Here is a 20,325-nt window from a genome sequence, read left to right on the forward strand (position 1 = left end):
ATTTTATGTTTTTTTGTGTATAAACTAGAAATTAGCGGGTCAGCAACACAAGTGCAACTAGGATCGATCGCACAGGAAAGCCGAAATGCTGCCATTTATTAAGATTATGTCATTTAACCACAATTTTATTCCGCCAGATGGCTGTTGCCAGTGGCAATCCCAGTTGATGGGACTGCACGCGGTCAGCGATTTGTTAATTGCTTTGGCTTATTATTCAATTCCAGCAATTCTGACATACTTTGCCAGGAAGCAGGGGGACGTGCCTTTGAGCAAGGGGTTTCTGCTATTGGGAGCCTGGTTTTTCTGCGGCGGGACAACTCACTTGATGCAAGTTTGGATGCTGGTGCATCCCAGCTACTGGCTGTCAAGTTCGATCGCCGCCTTGACCGCTATCATCTCTTTGTGGGCTGTAGCGTCCCTGATACCCTGGGTTCCTCAAATGTTGGCTTTGGCTGGGGCGGCCTCTTTTCCAGGAAATACGGCGCTGGGAAGCCAAAAGGTCTATCGACTGCAAGCCGACTCTGCTATTACAAATTCCGTCCCCTCCCCCACAACCGAACTCCAGCAAATTAACCAGCAATTGCTCGCAGAAATAACGCAGCGCGAGCGAGTCGAGGATCTGCTGCTTGACACTGTAGACAAGTTGCAAGAAAGCGAAGAACGCTTCCGCGTTTTTCAGGAATTATCTCTAGACGGATTTAACGTATTCCGCAGCATCCGCGACGAATCCACAATTGTGGATTTTGAATGGGAATACGTCAATCCCGCAGCGGCAAAAATTCAACAACATACACCTGAAGAATTAATCGGCAAGCGATTGCTGCAAATGCTGCCCGGTCATAAAGATAGCGGTTTGTTCGACCGTTACGTGGAAGTTGTACAAACAGGCATTCCCCTCGATACCGAGATTTATTACAACAGGGAAGGCATTGTCGGCTGGTTTCGGATTATGACTGTTAAATTGGGCGACGGCATTGCTATTTCTTTTGGCGATATTACTAAGCGCAAGCAAGTCGAAGCATCCCTGCGCGAGGCGCTGCAAAAACTCACTTCTCATTTTGAAAATACGCCCCTAGCGGTGATAGAGTGGGATGAAAACTTTCGTCTCAGCGGGTGGTCGCCGGCGGCACAGAAGATTTTTGGGTGGGAAAAAATAGAAGTTTTAGGCAAGCATTTTAGCGAATGGAACTTTATTTCTAAGGGCGATTTAGAAGAAGTAGAATCGGCAATTTATAGTTTAAGAAAACCAGAAAAACGCTGCAATGTAGTTCGCAACAGCAATTATAATAAGTGGGGCTCATTGGTACACTGCGAGTGGTACAATTCGGCTTTTTACAGCGATTCTGGAGAGTTGGTATCGGTGCTGTCTCTGGTTTTGGACGTGACGGAACGCTTTAAATTTCTGGAAGTGCTGCGACAGTCTGAAGAGCGGTTTCGGATTGCAGCAGAAAGTGCCAGCGATTTGATTTACGAATGGGATATCGAGACCGGCATCGTGCTGTGGTTCGGTCACGTAGACGAACATTTGGAGTACGAAAAAGGCGGATTTCCGAGGACAAGAGAAGCTTGGAACAGTATCTTGCATCCAAGCGACCGCGATCGAGTTTTGGCGGCGGTTGATCGGTATTTGAGTGCGCCCGACAGTTCTGCCGCCCCATTTTTTCAGGAATACCGCGTTCAGTGCCAGCGGGGCCGCTTGCTCCACTGGATAGATCGGGGCAAAGCAGTGCTTGACAAACAAGGCAATCCCTGCAAATGGATCGGCGTGATTAGCGACATCACCGCTCGCAAAGAGGCCGAAGAACAGCGGAATTGGGCATTGGCGCGGGAACAGGCCGCCCGTCGCCAAGCCGAAGCCAGCGAACTGCTTTACCGCGTCCTCGCTGAAGCCATCCCGCAAATAGTTTGGACTGCCAGAGCTGACGGCTGGTTCGACTACTACAACCAGCGCTGGTTTGAATATACTGGCTTGACGTTGGAGGAAACTCAAGGCTGGGGGTGGCAGTTAGCCCTGCATCCAGATGACGTGGAAAATTGCGTAGAAAGCTGGAAGACCTCGGTGGAAACAGGGAAGACTTACGAGGTGGAATACCGCTTTAAACGCGCATCTGACGGAGCTTACCGCTGGCATCTGGGCCGGGCATTGCCCGTGCGGGACGCTGATGGGCAAATTCTCAAATGGTTCGGGACTTGTACCGATATTGACGATCGCCAGCGATCGGCCCAAACAGCCTATTTTAGCGCTCAAGCTTTAGCTTTGCTGTCGTCGGCTTCCCTGGATTACGAGAAGGCGCTGCAAGGTTTGGCAGATTTAGCAGTACCGGCGCTGGGGGATTGGTGCTGTGTGCATTTGGTCGAACCCGACGGCTCGATCCGCTTGCAAGCAGTTGCTCACTCCGATCCGAGCAAAGTCGCTCTGCTGTGGCAAATCGAGCAGCGCGTGCCGCTAGACCCCCAGGGACGGCACGGAGTAGCAAAGGTGCTGCGGACTGGGGAGTCGAAACTCTACCCAGAAATACCGGACTGGGTGATCGAGGCCATTGTGCCGGACAAGGAACTGCTGGAAGTGCTGCGCGCCCAGGCCCCGCTGTCGGCAATCTGCGTGCCGCTGATCGCTCGTGGGCGGACGCTGGGAGCGATTTCGTTGCTGTGCGGGGAGTCGGGCCGCCGCTGCGGGGAGGAGGATTTGGTTTTGCTGGAGGATTTGGCGCGGGATGCGGCGGTGGCGATCGACAATGCGCGGCTTTACCGGGAAGCAGCGGAGGCAAACCGGATTAAAGACCAGTTTTTGGGAACGCTTTCTCACGAGTTGCGGACGCCTCTGAACGCGATTTTGGGCTGGGCCCAGATGCTGCGACAGCGCCAGATGAGTGCCGAAAAAACGGCTGTGGGTTTGGAGACTATTGAGCGAAACGCGCGGTTGCAGACTCAGATGATTGAGGATTTGCTCGACGTTTCCCGGATTGTGAGCGGCAAAGTGTGTTTGAAGCTGTTCCCGGTGGATTTGGTGCGGATTGTAGAAACGGCGGTGAAGGCGCTGAACCCTGATGCTGAAGCTCGGGGAATTGAATTGGTGAGTTTTTGTGACGAAGGGGTGAGCTTGGTGAGGGGCGATGCTACTCGTTTGCAGCAGGTGGTGTCTAATTTGCTCTCGAATGCTATTAAGTTTACGCCGCCGTCGGGCCGCGTGGAAATAAGGCTCTCGGAGGATGGGGAAGCGGGAGCAGGAGGTGGCGCCATGTTGTCTGGGCCGTCTCCGGTTCACTCTGTTTTGATCGTTGTCAGCGATACGGGAATTGGCATTAGCAAGGAGTTTTTGCCGTTGGTGTTCGATCGCTTCCGCCAAGCTGACAGCACTTCTACGCGCAATTACGGCGGCCTGGGACTGGGATTGGCGATCGTCCGCCATCTCGTGGAACTCCACGGCGGCAGTGTCTGGGCCGAAAGTCCTGGGGAAGGACTCGGCTCGACTTTCGGAGTGCGGCTGCCAATAACAACAGTCAACAGCTAACTGTTAACTGTTGTTATTGGTTACTGGTTATTCGTTATTTTATTGATACCAAGACTCTGCTCTTGAGCGTAAGATTCATTGGTAAAATAGTAATGGCTGTGCGGTTCGTTTTTAGGGCTTACTCCATTCACCACTAAGCCCAGAACGTGCTGACTTGATTTTTTCAATAGCTCCTTTGCAAAAGCCACAGTACCAGAATTAAGAACTCCAGGTCGCACAACCAATAAAATTCCATCTGCTTTATTCCCCAGCATCAGAGCATCAGCAGCAACATTCACAGAAGGAGCATCAATAATCACTGCATCATAAGTAGCCGAAAATTGCTTAATCAATAAAGTAAGTCGCTGTGAATCCAAGAGAGCCATTGGATTAGGCGGAATCACCCCGCAAGTCAGCACATCTAAATTATCCATGACTTGTGCGATCGCATCCCCAAACCCAGCTTGTCCGACTATCACATTGCTCAAGCCTACTTGATTGGGAAGTTCCCAAATCCGATGTTGAACAGGACAGTGCATATCTGCATCTACCAGCAAAACCTTCCGTCCTAATTGAGCTATAGCTACAGCCAAATTAGCCGATACAGTAGACTTGCCTTCTTGCGGTAGCGAACTACTGACAACAATCACTTTCAGCTCTTTATCAGAACTCAGAAACCTCAGATTTGCCTGAAGCATTCGGTAAGCAGCACTGCTCGAAGTATGAGGACTATCCCTAACAACAATCTGTCGGGGAGATGGATCTAAATCCAGGGAAGTAGATTTAAGCCGCCTGGAATTGCGCCGAGTATTTTTGTCAGGCTTTTTATGAAAAGGAATCACCCCCAACAAAGTAAACCCAAACAATTCCCTCGCCTCTTCAATAGTTTTGACAGACTTATCTTGAGATTCTAAAACCAGCGCCGCAGCTACGGCCAGCAAAGTTCCCAACAAAGTACCAGATACCAGCAATAAAGACTTGCGAGAACGTACTGGTTCTTCAGGAACACTAGGTCTTTGGATAATGCGAGCGTTCCCAACTTGCTGATTTTCAGTAATCCGAATTTGTTGGAGTTTTTTCTGCAATTCTTCATAATCAGCTTCGGCTTCTTGGAGTTTTCTTTCTAGTTCCCGCTTTTCCTTCTCTAGCTTCGGCAAAACTTTGACCCGCTGCTTGTAGCCAGCTAGAGCATTTAAAAGAATAGTAACTCGCTCAGCCAAACCCTGGCGTTCTACATCTACCTTGATAAATTCTTCGATCAGTTTTGGTTTCACCTCTCCTATCTGTAAACTTTGATTTTGCAACGGCTGTTGCCCACCTAAAACTTGTTTTATTTGTTGGTCTAGTAAATTTTTCATAGTAGCTTTCTTAGTTTCTAACCTAGTTATTATAGGCGAATTATCCAGGTAGATATTTTGCTCAATTGCTAACTGACGTTCTATTTGTTTGTACTCTTTCAGAGCTTCCTGCACAGTGCTAGATTGGCTGATAGTGCTGGCTGCCAATGCTTGCTGGGGAGTCATTTGTAATTGGTATTCAAATGCTTTGGACTTAGCACTGGCATTGAGTAAATCTGACTTAGCTTGGTCGATTTGACTTTCTAGCTGCGCCATAACTGCTACTGCTGATTTAGCTTCTTCTTCAAGATTTACAACTTTATTATCTTCTTTAAACTTGCTCAAGCCTGCCGCTGCTTTCCCCATAGCTTTGTCGGAGTTAGGCAGTTTCCTTTCAATAAACTGTCGAACAGACACAGCTTCTAGGCGATTGCTTTTTTGATTATTATCTATATATAAATTCATCATTGTCTGTACGACATCTGCGGCTCTTTTTGAGTTTTTATCTTTGTAGGAAACAGTTAAAATATCAGCTCCCCGAATAGTAGCTACTGTCAGGTTTTTCAAAAAATCTTTTGTTTTGAGAGGATTACTTTTTTCGTCTTTTAAATGAAGTCGATCGATGGTTTTTTGGATGATTTCTATAGAACGAATCAGTTCCATCTCGGTAGTCAGAGGGTTACTTTGCTCCGCCGCCGGAGTCAACTGTCCCATTTCTTTTCCTAATTCTGTTAAAGCAGAGCCAGGAGTTGTTTTCTTAAATAACAGCTTTCCTTCTGCTTCATAAACTGCTTTTTCCTTCAGCGTGCTGTAGGTAGTGAGTGCAACCACCGAGGCAAATACAGCTAAGGCTGGCAGCCACCGGCGCTTCAGAATCTGCCAGTATTCCTGAAATCCCATACCACTTTCAGTTGATTCCATGAGTTACTCCAGAAAAATGATTTTTTGTAAACTCTAACACCCTAGGGCGTGTTTTCAAACTCTAACCACAACAGAATGCAGGCGATCATAATCATGCCTGTATAATTGGCAGGCAATTTCTCCTATCCGGTAGCAATCCGTCTCTTTTCTTGAGTCGGTTGATAGCACATTCAACTATATTGCGTTGACGGTAGATTTCACGGCTAAAAATACGGCAACGTAGTTCATTTGAAAGTCTTGGGATGGTAAAACGGATACCTCGCCAAGGTAGATAACTACGGATGCGACGACGTGCGATCGCCTTTGTCTCCTACGACTCTTTAAGGGCGTAGACGTGGACGGCCTGTACCAGAACGCGCTTACTCCTCAAAAGTTCCATCAATTGTTCTAAAAAAATTGACTCGTTACGTTGACCTGGAGTCAGAAGAAAAGTTATGGGTTTACCTTTACTCCCACCACGGATGTGTATTTTGGGGCTAAAACCACCACCACAACGACCTAGTTTTTCCTCTCTTTCGCCTCCTTTTTTCCACTCTTCTGCCTGTTGGTGGGTACGAATCACGGTTCGGTCTACATAATGAACCGGACAGTCTAGCTTTCGGAGTTGGTCCGCATCGGCTTGTAGGCTTTCTAAGACTTGTTTCCAAATATCGGCTTTTTGCGACCGATAAAACCGTGTTGCTACCCTTTCCCACTTTCCATCACGATCGGGCAGGTTTCGCCAGGCAGCCCCGGTTCTGAGTATCCAGAGGATGCCGTTGACAAACTGTCGGTGGTTATGTCGCAGGCTTACCCGTTTTGGGTTGGAGCCGTGGAAGTAGCGATTTTAACTTCTCCTACGGTGCGGTACTTAAGTCTCCTCAATTCCTCAAGACTCCCTGCCGGAGCTCGCCTATTTTCTAGGATACAACGAGGCAAGAAAACACGCCCTAGGCTTTTAAACTTCTTATTAAGGATATCCATTACATCTCTTAAGTCTAGCACAGCCCGGGTTTTAACACATATCTTGTTGGTCATCCCCCTAACGAAATATACTTCGGTTAAGAATAAGTAAAGAATTATAAAGTTATGAGCGATCTTACCATTAGGCTCTGATATAGTCAGCAATAAGGGGGCATCTAAAAATTTAATCTGAAAAATAACATCAAAAATAAAATTAAGACCTGGGACATATTCTGAATAATATTTCCTTAGCCAATACTCCGGAAAGTTTTTGGAGTTGCGGGCAAAATCCGCATTCTACAGTTAAGATTTCCGTTCATGAGGAAGCCCCAACCCGCATTCTACCGTTTGTAATTAAAAACAGTCCGGACTATTGCTTAGTAATATAAATTAAGTGAGAGTCGACGCTTAAAAGGGTGGTTAATTTCAGCGGGCAGGGTGGTAGAAAAAAATACCTCAGCATTACGAACTCGATCTAGTTACGGTAAACTTGTTGTCTGAGAGCGTGTGATGAATAGGAACATAAGAAAACTCAGTAAAATGTTGGTGGGATTAAGAACCCGTCATTTTTTGATAATCGATGCAATTTGTTTGGCGCTCGCACCCTTCGTAGCCTTGGAAATTCATTTAGATGGTAGATTCAATCTGGCTCCCTACTTACAGAGTCTGGCTATAATTACTGTACTATTTGTAGCAGTCAAACTTATAGTATTTTATGCCGGCGGCTTATACAAGCGTTACTGGCAGTATGCGGGTCTGGAAGAAATGGCACAAATAACGATGCTGATAGGTATATCCCTAGCAGTGGAAATTATCTTGTTCCAAGAACTCTACCAGCTAAATAATTCGCCGATCGCAAATCTGCCACGCTCGCTGCCGCTACAAGACGCTACGATCAGCTTTTTGTTAGTGGCGGCAATTCGTTTCAGCATTCCCGCCCTGGAAAGATGGAGGCCAAAACGGTGGAAATTTCAGCGGCGCAATCGCGTCCTGATAGTCGGTGCGGGCAGTGCAGGCACATCTCTGATGCAAACGATGCAGACGAGCCCGGAGGTAGGACTCCATCCAATCGCTTTCATAGACGACGACCCCAAAAAAATCGGCAAGCAGATTCGCGGACTGACTGTAGTCGGCAATCGCTGTAACATTCCGGAAGTAGTTCTATCCCTAAATATCGCCAAAGTCATAATTGCCATCCCCTCAGCTCCGGGAAAAGAGATTAGGGAGATCGTAGAAATTTGTCAGTCAATTGGAATTCCAACCAGCACCCTCCCCGGTTTCAATGAAATCATCAACGGTCGTGTCAGTTTAGGTAGCCTTAGAGAAGTACAGATTGAGGACTTGCTCCGCCGCGAGCCCATTCAAACTGATGTTGAGAAAGTCGTGGGATTGATTAGAGGCAAGAAAGTTCTAATTACTGGTGCGGGTGGCTCCATCGGCAGCGAACTTTGTCGGCAAATATTAAAGTGCGCTCCCGCAGAAATTATCATCGTCGGACACGGAGAAAATTCTGTATTCAATATTCAACAAGAACTAACAAAAGTCCTGTCAGAACTCAAAAAGGCCAGCCAAACCCAAACAGATATTACTCGCGTGACAGCTTGCATCGCCGACATTCGCTTGCTAAAGCGATTAGAGTACGTTTTTGAAACAATCAGACCAGACATGATTTTTCATGCGGCCGCTCACAAACACGTACCCATGATGGAATTAAACCCGCCGGAAGCGATTACTAACAATGTGCGGGGGACGAAAAATCTGCTGGATATGGCATTGAAATACAATGTGCAACAATTTGTGATGATTTCCACTGACAAAGCGGTGAATCCAACTAGCATTATGGGAGCTAGCAAAAGAGTTGCCGAAATGCTGGTGCTGCAAGCAGCCAAAAAAAGCAAAAACCCGTTTGTAGTGGTTCGTTTCGGTAATGTTCTTGGCAGCCGCGGTAGCGTCGTACCTACTTTCAAGCGACAAATTGCTGAGGGCGGGCCGCTCACAATTACCCATCCAGATATGACTCGCTATTTCATGACAATTCCCGAAGCAGTTCAACTGGTTTTGCAGGCGGCAGTCATCGGCGGTGGCGGGGAAGTATTCATGCTAGAGATGGGGGAACCAGTCAGAATTTTCGATTTAGCAAAGGATTTGATTCGGCTCTCAGGATATGAAGTGGGCAAAGATATAGAAATCGCGTTTACAGGGCTGCGACCGGGAGAAAAATTGTTTGAAGAACTGTTTATTACGGGCGAAAAATACAACCGCACTAAACACGAAAAAATTCTGAGTCTCGGCAATGCCAGCCGCATAGTGAAAGAAAATATTGACCAGGAAGTAGAAGCCCTTTGTCAAGCGGGCGATCGGAATGATGTGAATTTAATTGTCTCAATGCTACAGCAGTTAGTGCCTGAGTATGTACCAGGTTATTCAACTACCACTTGGCACACCAATACAGCCCAAAAAACCACCGCTGTGGCAAAGATTAGCACAGCAGCATCTGTTCAGTTAGAGAATGATTTACGGGTGGCTCTTGCCAATGAGGAGTTTCGGATTTACTATCAGTCGATCGTCTGCCTGGAAACCAATCAAATTAGTGGTTTTGAAGCGCTGTTGCGCTGGCAGCACCCCAATCGAGGTTTGCTTTGGCCCGACGAATTCCTAACACTGGCAGAAGAAACGGGCTTGATTCTTCCTATTGGTGAGTGGGTACTGCGGCAAGCATGCAGCCAGATGCGAATTTGGCAGTCGCAATTTGGTCTTGAGTCTCCTTTAACAGTTAGCGTGAATCTGACTAGCAAACAGTTTTTCCAAGCTGACTTAATCAATACGATTGCCAAAATATTGAAAGAAACAAATCTCGATGCTTCTAGTTTGACGTTAGAAATTCCTGAATATGTTGTGACGCAAAATTCCGAGTTGGCTGGGTCTGTGTTTGTCCAAGTTAAAACTTTAGGGGTGCAAGTACAAATAGACCACTGCGGGCTCAGTGATGTATCATTAACTCATCTCTACCAATTGACGCGGCTGAAGTATGGGAAATTCGATAGTTTGAAGCTAGATTGCTCTTTAGTCAGCGGGCTTGATGCTAGTAAGCCGAACTTGGAAATTCTTCACAAAATTATTGCCATAACTCAGGAGTTAGGTATGGGAATGATTGCCACAGGAGTAGAAACGAACTGGCAAATAGCTCAGCTAAAATCTATGAAGTGCGTCTACGGACAGGGATACTTTTTCTCGAAGCCTGTAGAAGGCTCTAATGTAGAAAAATTGATGGGGGCTATGGCTGTTAAAAGTTAACCAAAAATTACCTGATAATTTTAAATTATACTCATTTTCTCAAATAAAAGAGGTTGATGAGTATGTTAATCAGAGTGGATGACTTAGCGCTCACAAAATCAACAGCTGCAGGCAGGGAAATCATGAATTTAGGACAATATATAGAGTTTCCTTTGGCGTCAATCTTGTTGTTGGCGAGCGCTTCATGCCAACCGACTGTTGCTACTGTTGCTTCCAATCAAACCACATTAACCTATGAAAGCAGTGCTGAGAATTTTCCCAATCCTGAAAGAGGTTTATTCGTAGCCGTTGACCCTATGGGTAATAACCCAGTTTCTCCCTTACAGGTCTCTGACTTACAAAAAGTTAAAAGTCAGAACATAACTTTGGTGCGCCGGATTTACCTGCTTTCAGAATTTCGAGAAAAACCACTATCACAGTCATTCCTAGAGATAATTTCGCAGGACTGCGAAACAGCCCGCGAAGCTGGGGTAAAGTTGATTGTCCGATTTTCTTACAATTGGCTAGGAGGTGGTGCTGATGCTCCGCGCGAGAAAATTATCTCACACTTGAATCAGTTGCAGCCAATTTTGGCAGAGAACTACGATGCGATCGCATACATGGATGCAGGTTTTGTTGGGTATTGGGGAGAGTGGCATAGTTCAACTAACAAACTTATAGATAATTGGACTCTAGATGTTACGGATGATGCTAGAGCAATTCTCCTAAAAATACTGTCTGTGCTACCGACTGAACGGATGGTTACCATACGTTACTCCAAACAAAAAAAACAGATTTTTAATAACATAAATACCCTCTCTATTGAAGAGGCATTTAATGGTTCTGCTCGAGCTAGAACTGGTCATCACAACGATGGTTTTAGAGCGGGTATAGATGATGCTGGAACCTATGGCAGTACCAATCCCACTATTATAGAGCAAGAGAAAACCTGGCTAAATCTTGATACAAAATATGTAGTGCAGGGAGGTGAACCTGCATGGCCAAGTAAGCCCCCAGAATACGATGACTGTCCAGGGGCCTTAACTGACTTGGCTAGGATGCACTGGAGCAGTCTGTCAATGAATCAACCTGATGCAACAGCAGTGTATCAGGGATGGATAAAGCAAGGCTGCATGGAGGAAATTAAGCGTCGTTTGGGATATCGCTTCCGTCTTGTTAATTCAAAAGTCCCAAAAATTGTCAAACCTAATGGTACTTTTGCAATGAGTTTTGAAATTATCAATGAAGGATGGGCTAGCCCTTACAATCCTCGTAAAGTAGAAGTGGTTCTACGCAACCGCGAAACAAAAAAAGAATACCATTGGGTTGTTAATACAGATCCGCGCCTGTGGATGGCTGGTACGACCAGACTAATAAACTTTGCAGAAACTATCCCAGCAGATACACCATACGGAGAATACGATGTATTGTTAAATTTACCCGATCCAACTCCCAAGCTATACAAGCGCCCAGAATATTCAATCAGGCTGGCTAATCAAGATATTTGGGAAGTGTCCACGGGCTATAACTCTTTGTTGCAAAGCATTATTGTCGCCCCTATGTAAAAAAAATCCCACAGCTCATAAATGAATTGCCCTCCAATTTGATCCTAATTAAAATGCGTCACTTGCAGAAGTTGATTGATATCTGGAAAAATCTAACAAGTGGATCTCTCAGTCGTAAAATCTTTGGTGCGGCTACGACAGTTGCTTTATTGACAGCAATGGTTAAAATTGTCTCTGTGTTCAAAGAGTTATTCATTGCATGGAGATTTGGTACAGGAGATGATTTAGAGGCATTTTTGATTGCCTTGCTGGTTCCGGCTTTTATTATTAATGTGATAGCTAATTCGTTTAATTCTGCCCTAGTACCCACCTATATTCAGGTTCGAGAGCAAGAGGGCATAAAAGCTGCTCAAAAACTTTTTTCGGGAGCAACTATCTGGAGTGCAGGAATACTGGTGCTCACAATAGCTATAGTATTAGCTACAGCGCCACTTTACTTACCATTAATTGCATCAGGATTTAGCTCCCAAAAGTTGAGCCTTACATTCTCTCTACTTTGCATTACTGCACCGATTATTCTACTGACGGGTATTGCGAGCACCTGGGCTGCTGTTTTGAATGCAGGAGAACGTTTTGCTTTAGCAGCAGTGGTTCCTGTTACTACCCACGTTGTTGGCATATTGTTTCTCTTAATCTTCCCGAGTTGGGGAATATATGCCTTGGCCGGAGCGCTACTTTGTGGAGGGGGAATAGAGATGGTTGTAATAGGAGCAGCATTGAATCGGCAGGGTATATCATTGCGCCCCAAGTGGTATGGATTTGACACTTACTTGAAGCAGGTAGCCGGTCAGTATATTCCTATGATTGTAGCTGCATTTATAATTTGTAGCGCTGGGGTAGTAGATCAATCTATGGCAGCAATTTTATTGCCGGGAAGTGTAGCATCACTCAACTATGGTAACAGGTTGATTGCATCCCCAATTAGCCTGATGAGTATTGCATTGAGTACTGTTTTGGTTCCTTACTTTTCCAAGATGGTTGCTAATAAAGATTGGAGCAATTTGCATCGTACTCTTAGGCAATGGATAGCAATCATTTTAGTTGTTACTGTCCCAATGACAATCTTCTTTATTGTATTTTCTGAGCCGATAGTTCACATTCTCTTTGAAAGAGGAGAATTCACTACCCAAAATACACACCTAGTGGCTGAAATTCAATCTTTATATGCTTTGCAGATCCCTTTTTATACGATCAATATTTTGGCGATTAGGTTAATAACCTCTATGCAGCTTAATCATTTATTGATCTGGTTTTTTGGCTGTAGCTTACTCATAAATATTAGCTTAGATTATCTGTTTATGCAATGGATAGGAATTAAAGGAATTGCCTTGTCTACGAGTTGTGTATACTTGTTTTCTTCCTTCTCGCTGCTTTGGTTCGTTCATAGAAAAATTAAAAATAACTTATTGTAAAAAAACCTTTATTGTTTATTAAAAAAAATTAAAAAATGAAGCACCTGCCCGGTTTCAACTTAACAACTAAACGAGAGATACGAGAACCAAAAACTACAAGACGTATAGCTTTCTTTCTGCCTAATTTGCATGGTGGAGGTGCGGAGCGGGTTGCCGTCAACTTGCTCAAAGGTATGTCAAACCAAAATATTCCATTAGATCTAGTATTGGCTACTGCTGAGGGTCCCTATTTAAACCAAGTTCCTGATGGGGTTCGCGTTGTCAATCTCTCAGCAGGACGTGTCATCAAGGCTATCCTGCCTTTGTCGAAATATCTACGCCAAAATCAGCCACTTGCCCTCCTGTCGCACCTCAGTCATGCAAACATAGTGGCATTGTTAGCCGGAAAGCTGGCTCGCACAGAAACTAAATTAGTGGTAGTAGAACACAACACCATGTCCTCAAATAAGTCGAAATTAATTCAGGCTAAATTGGTTGCACCGCTGATGAACTTACTTTATCCCAGCGCTGATGCCATTGTAGGGGTTTCCACTGGCGTATCGCGCGATTTAGAACTACAGCTCGGGCTTTCAGAAGGGAAAGTGATTACTGTTTATAACCCAGTCGTTGATAATGAATTGATTGCCAAGTCCAAAGCCGATCTCAACCATCCGTGGTTTCAAGATGGAGAGGTACCTGTATTTTTGGCGGTAGGGCGACTAACACAGCAGAAAGATTTCTCAACTCTGCTCGAAGCTTTTGCCCTGCTCAGAAAGCAGAAACACGCTCGCTTGATGATTTTAGGCGAAGGAGAGTGTCGAAGTGAACTAGAAGCAGCGATCGCGTGTCTAGGAATTTCTGAAGATGTTTCTTTACCTGGGTTTGTCGAAAATCCTTATGCGTATCTAAACAGAGCTAGTGCTTTTATACTTTCCTCTCGTTGGGAAGGATTGCCAACAGTGTTAATTGAAGCTATGGCCTGTGGTTGCCCTGTAATTTCCACAGATTGTCCGAGTGGTCCTGATGAAATTTTAGAAGCAGGAAAATACGGACATTTAGTGCAAGTCGGCGACGAAGTAGCAATGTCTGAAGCTATGTTGCAGGTACTTGAAATTCCCGTCGATCGGAATATGCTCGTACAACGAGGGATGTCTTTTGGTGTAGACAAAGCGATATCTGAATATCTGGCATTATTGATCCAGGTCTGAATATTGATATGGAATACTATAATAAAGAGAGGATTATTTAAAAGAAGAGAACTATATATGGTAGCATTAACTTACGTAGGATTATTAGGTTTCATGCTTTTTATAGAAATAATACGCAAAAAAACGGGAAAGTTGGATTTTCTTACTTTAGGTCATTTTATGTTCTCTCTATCCTATGCTATACCAGGTTTTTTGTTAGAAGCTAATTTGGGCAACTCAAGCTCTGAAATGACTCTAAATGGACTAAATTATACGAGTAATATACAAACAATTTTTGCTGTTTTTACAGGCTATTTAGTTGTGCTGATTGGCTTCCATACAAAATCAGCGATTAGCTGTGGAAAAAAGGTCACTATTAAAAAAAGTAATAATAAGTATGTTCTTTGGTATTCATTTTTATTACTAATTATATCTTGTCTGGCAATTTATATATATGGGGCTCAGTATGGTGGTGTTTTAAATGCTATGGCTAACATAACTTTGATTCGCTCGAATGCTGGAGTTGACAGCGGTCCGCTTGTATTCGTTAAACACTTTATGTATTGCTCATTATTTGCATCCTATTTGCTCGCTTCTTTTGCTTTTGGAGAAATTAAAAGTAAACCATTTAAAATATTTTTGCGCGTCGGATTTTTTAGCTCTGTAATTGTTGCTTTTATCGCCTCAACTTTGTCAGGGGGTCGTGCCATACTCATATATTACTTTTTTGGATTTTATTTAATTTATGTCTTGAAGGGAGGCAAGACTTTTACCTGGAAGACTATCCCTATATTTGGTTTTGGTGCTTTGTTTTTGTTGTATGGAAAAGAATTTTTTTGGAGCCTAAGCGCCATCGAGAGCGGTTTTGATGCCGTAGTGGATAAATTCATAGATGCTAAAAATAGTCATTCCTCTGATGAAGAGTTTAGTATTTATAAGTTAATGGCTAACTTTGCTTTTCCCATCCAGTCCCTCGATACAGCTTTCGATCAATATTATAGTTTTCGTTTTTTTGTTGACTGGATATATGGATTTTTGTATTTTATACCTGAAAAAATATTTAATATAAATAAACCTGAAACAATTTCTATTATTAATACGCGATATATTCTTTCGGCTAAAGGAAATCTCAACTATGAAATTCCGACTGGTTTTTTGGCCTTCGCTGTTTATAGTTTATCTTGGCCGGGACTTCTAATAGTTTCCTATTGTTATGGATGGATTGGCCGCTACTTACAAAGTATTTTAATTAAAAATATGGCTGAGAACCCTTGGATAATATATCTTTACGCTTTAACAATGCAAGTATGGGTTGACTATCAGCAGTCGGGAGATCCAAGAGTATTTTTGGTAGCCAATTTTTGGTATATTATGTCAACTTTAACTTTATTAATTTTAGTTAATCAAGAGTTTGTAACACCCAAAAGGCCAAGGAAAACTCATGTTTATTGACCGTATTTCATCTAAAAAAATTGTAGTGCTACATATTATCACTGGACTCTCAACGGGTGGAGCTGAAATGATGCTTTATAAACTTATGTCTAAAACTAATCGGCTAAGGTTTGACCCTATTGTAGTTTCTTTGATCGATCGGGGAACTTTTGGCGATCGCATTGAATCTTTAGGCATCCCGGTCTATACTATGGGCATGACAGCAGGAATAGCTACACCAGCAGCAATATGGAAATTAGTTTGCCTAGTGCGAAAACTCCAGCCCGACTTAATTCAAGGTTGGATGTATCACGCCAATTTAGCAGCACAATTAGCGAGTGGGCTGTGCCTATTGAAAACACCGGTTTTGTGGAGCATTCATCATTCAATTAGTTCATTGGCATCAGAAAAAAGTCTAACGATTAAGATTATTAGATGGTGTGCTTATCTATCTCGATTAACTGCTCGGGTGGTTTATGTGTCTCAAGCTAGCAAGCTGCAACATGAAGCGTTAGGTTATAACCGTAACAATAATAGCGTCATTCCCAACGGGTTTGATACTTCCTTATTGCTGCCATCACTAGAAGACAAATTAGAGGTGAAAGCTGAGCTAGGATTACCAGAAAAAACGACGCTGATTGGCGCGATCGGTCGCTATCATCCGATGAAAGACCATGCTAACTTTCTGCAAGCTGCTGCTTTGCTGTTAAAAACCTATCCAGATGTACATTTTTTGTTGATTGGCACTAAAGTTGATCGACAAAATACGTCTCTCATAAAATTAATTGAAGAGTTGAACATTGGCGATCGCGTTCACCTGTTGGGAGAGCGCACCGACATCCCTCGTTTAACTGCTGCATTAGATATTTCTACTGTCGCTTCTGCTTACGGTGAAGCATTTCCTTTGGTTGTAGGAGAGGCGATGTCCTGCGGGGTGCCTTGCGTCGTTACAGATGTAGGCGATTCAGCTTGGATTGTCTCCAATACCGGAAAAGTAGTAGCTCCCAAAAATCCTCAAGCGCTGGCAAATGCCTGGAAAGAGTTAATCGCTCTAGATGAGGAGGAAAGGGAAACTTTAGGAAAATCAGCTCGCTCTAGAATTGTTGAATTCTTTTCTTTAGACTCTGTGGTAACTCAGTACGAAAATTTGTATGAAAGTGCCTTAACTGCTAACAAACGCAAATAACTCCTAAGATGAATCGCCTTCTAATTATCACTACTATCCCAGGAACTATCCATGCTTTTTTGCTGCCTTTTGCCGCTCACTTCCGCGCTGCGGGTTGGCGAGTGGATGCAATGGCTTGCGGAATTTCAGACGATGCTGAATGTTTGCAGGCATTCGATCGCGTCTGGGATGTAGAATGGTCGCGCAATCCTCTAGATCCGAGAAATTTTTTGGCTGCTCCGCAAGTGGTTAGAGAGGTTGTCAAAAGAGAAAAATACGATATAATTCACGTACATACGCCGGTTGCTGCTTTTGTTACTAGATACGCCCTCAAAGATTTAAAAAAACAGCAAAAATGTCAGGTAATTTATACAGCTCATGGCTTTCATTTCCATCCTTTAGGCAAACCGTTAAAAAATGCTATTTTTCAGGCTTTGGAACACCTGGCTGGGTCTTGGACTGATTATTTAGTGACGATCAATCGCGAGGATGAAGCAGCAGCAAAAAAACATCATCTCTTGCCATCAGATCGCATTTGTTATATGCCAGGAATAGGTGTGAATCTGGATTATTACCATCCTGATTTGGTTCCGGAAGCTGAAGTAGCACGGGTGCGTCAAGACTTGGGAATAACTACAGAAAGTTTTTTGTTTCTAACAGTGGCAGAATTGATCCCCCGCAAGCGTCCTCGCGATATAATCCAGGCCTTTGCTGCATTGAATCGACCAGGAGTACATTTAGCTTTAGCTGGGCCGGGCGAAAGCCAGATTGTACAAGAAATGCGGCAATTAGCATCAGATTTAAAAGTAAAAAACCAAGTACATTTTTTAGGAAAGCGAAGTGATATCCCCACTCTTATAAAAGCTTCTATCGCCACCATATTAGCTTCCGAACAAGAGGGACTAGCTAGATGCGTGTTGGAGTCTTTATCGATGGAAATAACTGTAATTGGAACCAAGATTAGGGGCATTCAGGATATCCTTGAAGACGAATGTGGTATCCTTGTAGAACCAGGAGATATTCCGGGAATTACACAAGCAATGGATTGGGTTTTAAATCATTCAGAAGAAGTACAAACAATGGGAAAAAAGGGACGACATAAAATGGAGAATTATCAGATAGATCACATCATCAAACTTCATGAAAACCTTTATGCCGAAGCCCTGAGTCATAGATGAAAAAACACATTCGCATCAATATACCAGACTGGGGTGCGTCGGAACTTGCGAATGCTGCGTTAGCCTTAGTGGGGCGGAGCTACGCAGACACGCTCACTCAAGAATTGCAGGCATTTGCCCCATCAGGCTGGAGACCTCATTTACTGGCGTCGGCGCGTTACGGACTGGCGTTGGCAGTTGAGGCGCTGCGCGTGCGGCGCGTGGCTGTGCCAGGTTACATCTGTCCGGCGGCTTTGACAGGTCTACGGGCAGGCAGCGCGGAAATTGTTGCGGTTGATTGTGCTAGGTCGTCCTTGCGGTTCAATGCGGAAAAATTGACGCAAATGGTTCGTGCTGGGTGTGTGGATGCAATTTTGGCCGCAAACACTTACGGACTAGACCAAGACTACGCGCTGCTTAACAGCTTGGGCTTGCCAGTGATTGAGGACGCGGCTTATCAAGCAGGGTACGACGCCTGTGGCTTCCGTGGCATGACGGGTGTGTGGAGCTTTAACTTCAAAGCGCTAACGGCAGTTGGCGGAGGAGTCTTATGGCTCAAGTCGGGCAATTTGAAACCAAATTTCCCAGACCTAAAATCAAAAGCCAAAGACCAATTACCGCTTTTGGCTAATTATGCTTTGCGGGCTATTGTACGTGAGTATTTACCAAAAGCTTTGGGGGGGGCTACGTCACCATCGCTGGAGAAGCAGAAGGAAGTACGGGCTGTTTTGCAGGAAATGCGTGCCGGACAGATGTCGGAATTGCAAGCAGCGATCGCGCTGACGCAGTGGCGACGGCGCGATAAACTGGTCGCGCAGCAGCAGGCAAACACGGGCATTTTGGACGAAGTTTTGGCAGCTTGTAAGACGCTTAAGCCATTGGCAGACACGGCAGCTCAGACGAAAGTACATTTGTTTCCCCTGCTAGTCAATTGCGGGCCGGAACAAGCGCAAGAGTATGTGTATCGCGTGCGCTGTTCTCTGTACGAACGTGGCGTGCAAACCGAAACACCCTACCCCCTATTGCTGGGCGGGCCAAATGAACTCCCCAACGCGCACGCACTTGCAGAGCGGTTGGTGCTTGTGCCGTGTCATACAAGTTTGGGAAAAATGTCGATAGAATACATTGCTGCTGCTTTAAGGAGCGTAACCATGTAAAGCTACCTCAAGAACTATGTGCTGAAGCTTTGTCTGAGTAAAAGATTAACTAATTAAAGGATGATTATGCGAATTTTACTTACTTACGGATGGTGCCGCACAGCTTACATTGCCGCAGAAAGCCTCTGCCGCGCTGGATTTGAAGTCTATGCCTGCGGTTCAACTGCTTTGAGCATGGTGCGGGTTTCGAGATTTGTTCGCGGTTTCGATCGCGTCCCCGATCCGTTCAAAGAACCACAGCAATACGTAACAGAAATATCGGCAATTGTCAAGCGGCGAAATATCGATGTTTTGCTGCCAGTCCACGAGGATGCTTTAGCCATACAAACTTATCGTGAGCTCCTCCCCGAAAATTTGCTAATTGCCTGTCCTCCTCGCACCGAACTCATTAGAGTTTTAGACAAATACGAAATTATTAAAATCGCTGCAGCCGCAAAAGTTGCCGTTCCCAAAACTCTGGCTCCTGCCAATTTCATAGAATTAGAATCATGCGCGCAAGAGTTGGGATTTCCTCTAATTATCAAGACGCGGCGTGGCAATAGCGGCAAAGGTGTATTTCGCGTCAATTCTCTGGAAGAAACTCGCCAGAAATATCGCGAAGTAGTCGATAATTTTGGTTTGGCCAATAATCAGTTGCCGATTCTACAAGAATATGCAGAAGGCAGTGTATTTGGAAGTTGCTTTCTTGCCAAGGATGGCGAAGTCAAAGCCTGTTTTGTTGAACGCTACTTGCGCTGCAAAGAAGCAGGCTTTGGCACGAGCGTACTGCGCGAACCTTGCGAATTTCCGTTGCTGCACGACTATACCCAAAGGATGGCAAAAGCACTGAATTGGACAGGAATTGGACATTTTGACTTTATTGTCGATTCTCAGCTTTCCTCTGCCTATCTCATCGAAATGAATCCCCGCTTTTGGGGAGCGCTGAATCTGGCTGTTCAGAATGGCTTTGATTTTCCCAGAGGACTGGTAACTATGTTAACTAAAGGTGAGCCTGATTCGGATTGTTTTAAACCTTTGTTACAACCACTTGCCAGTTTGTGGATAGTAGGTGAGATTATAGCAGGTGTAGCTGAATTCCGCACAGGAAAAGGTCTGGCTCCGCTAGCTTCGGCAGGACGGATACTATTTAGCAATCGCCCGCGCACATACGATGACTTTCGCTGGCACGATCCTTTGCCTTTGCTGATGGAATTAACCCACTATGGCAGCTCTTTCCTAGCATCGGGGGGAAATCTTAATCCTGTGGCAACAGAAATGATGCAATAATTATTAGGTTTTTGATACTTATGTTATTTCACAGGCAAGATGT

12 protein-coding genes are annotated in these 20,325 nt (G+C 44.6%); 10 read left to right on the forward strand and 2 right to left on the reverse strand.

All coding sequences use genetic code 11. From position 1 onward, the window contains the following. Nucleotides 1–85: 85 nt before the first annotated feature. Nucleotides 86–3,511 (forward strand): PAS domain S-box protein, encoded by a 3,426-nt coding sequence (locus QUA40_RS02755; protein WP_333121592.1) that lies wholly within the window; start codon nucleotides 86–88, stop codon nucleotides 3,509–3,511. 20 nt (nucleotides 3,512–3,531) lie between these two features. Here the strand turns inward: QUA40_RS02755 and QUA40_RS02760 are convergent, their stop codons facing one another. Both QUA40_RS02760 and QUA40_RS02765 read right to left on the reverse strand, forming a co-directional pair. After that, complete coding sequence (locus tag QUA40_RS02760; RefSeq protein ID WP_333121593.1) at nucleotides 3,532–5,748, reverse strand: polysaccharide biosynthesis tyrosine autokinase; 2,217 nt, start codon at nucleotides 5,746–5,748, stop codon at nucleotides 3,532–3,534. Between the two features lie 310 nt (nucleotides 5,749–6,058). Then, the gene (locus QUA40_RS02765) at nucleotides 6,059–6,535 is read right to left on the reverse strand and encodes an IS5 family transposase (protein WP_333121690.1); all 477 of its coding nucleotides are present in this window, start codon (nucleotides 6,533–6,535) and stop codon (nucleotides 6,059–6,061) included. A 665-nt stretch (nucleotides 6,536–7,200) separates the two neighbouring features. Here QUA40_RS02765 and QUA40_RS02770 point away from each other — a divergent pair. The 9 genes from QUA40_RS02770 to QUA40_RS02810 all read left to right on the forward strand — a co-directional run bounded on the left by QUA40_RS02770 (nucleotide 7,201) and on the right by QUA40_RS02810 (nucleotide 20,282). After that, nucleotides 7,201–9,984 carry a polysaccharide biosynthesis protein gene (locus tag QUA40_RS02770; protein WP_333121595.1) on the forward strand — a complete coding sequence of 928 codons (2,784 nt, stop codon included), beginning with the start codon at nucleotides 7,201–7,203 and terminating at the stop codon, nucleotides 9,982–9,984. A gap of 62 nt (nucleotides 9,985–10,046) precedes the next feature. Continuing rightward, nucleotides 10,047–11,528, forward strand: coding sequence for a DUF4832 domain-containing protein (locus QUA40_RS02775; RefSeq protein WP_333121596.1), 1,482 nt, complete (start codon nucleotides 10,047–10,049; stop codon nucleotides 11,526–11,528). A 53-nt stretch (nucleotides 11,529–11,581) separates the two neighbouring features. Beyond that, nucleotides 11,582–12,940, forward strand: a complete 1,359-nt coding sequence (gene murJ, locus QUA40_RS02780) for a lipid II flippase MurJ (protein WP_333121597.1) — start codon at nucleotides 11,582–11,584, stop codon at nucleotides 12,938–12,940. 35 nt (nucleotides 12,941–12,975) lie between these two features. Continuing rightward, nucleotides 12,976–14,127 carry a glycosyltransferase gene (locus QUA40_RS02785; RefSeq protein ID WP_333121598.1) on the forward strand — a complete coding sequence of 384 codons (1,152 nt, stop codon included), beginning with the start codon at nucleotides 12,976–12,978 and terminating at the stop codon, nucleotides 14,125–14,127. Between the two features lie 57 nt (nucleotides 14,128–14,184). Further along, nucleotides 14,185–15,558, forward strand: coding sequence for a hypothetical protein (locus QUA40_RS02790; RefSeq protein WP_333121599.1), 1,374 nt, complete (start codon nucleotides 14,185–14,187; stop codon nucleotides 15,556–15,558). Further along, a complete protein-coding gene (locus QUA40_RS02795) occupies nucleotides 15,548–16,723 on the forward strand; it encodes a glycosyltransferase (protein WP_333121601.1) in 1,176 nt (391 codons plus the stop codon). Before QUA40_RS02790 ends, QUA40_RS02795 begins: the two co-directional genes overlap by 11 nt. A gap of 8 nt (nucleotides 16,724–16,731) precedes the next feature. Then, nucleotides 16,732–17,880: a glycosyltransferase gene (locus QUA40_RS02800; RefSeq protein WP_333121603.1), complete on the forward strand. Its 1,149-nt coding sequence runs from the start codon at nucleotides 16,732–16,734 to the stop codon at nucleotides 17,878–17,880. Beyond that, nucleotides 17,877–19,016, forward strand: a complete 1,140-nt coding sequence (locus QUA40_RS02805) for a DegT/DnrJ/EryC1/StrS family aminotransferase (protein ID WP_333121604.1) — start codon at nucleotides 17,877–17,879, stop codon at nucleotides 19,014–19,016. Before QUA40_RS02800 ends, QUA40_RS02805 begins: the two co-directional genes overlap by 4 nt. Nucleotides 19,017–19,082: 66 nt before the next feature. Then, entirely contained in the window at nucleotides 19,083–20,282 is a 1,200-nt protein-coding gene (locus QUA40_RS02810; RefSeq protein ID WP_333121607.1) for an ATP-grasp domain-containing protein, read from the forward strand. Nucleotides 20,283–20,325: the final 43 nt, after the last annotated feature.

It is taken from the genome of Microcoleus sp. Pol11C3, assembly GCF_036701485.1.
GTDB lineage: Bacteria > Cyanobacteriota > Cyanobacteriia > Cyanobacteriales > Microcoleaceae > Microcoleus.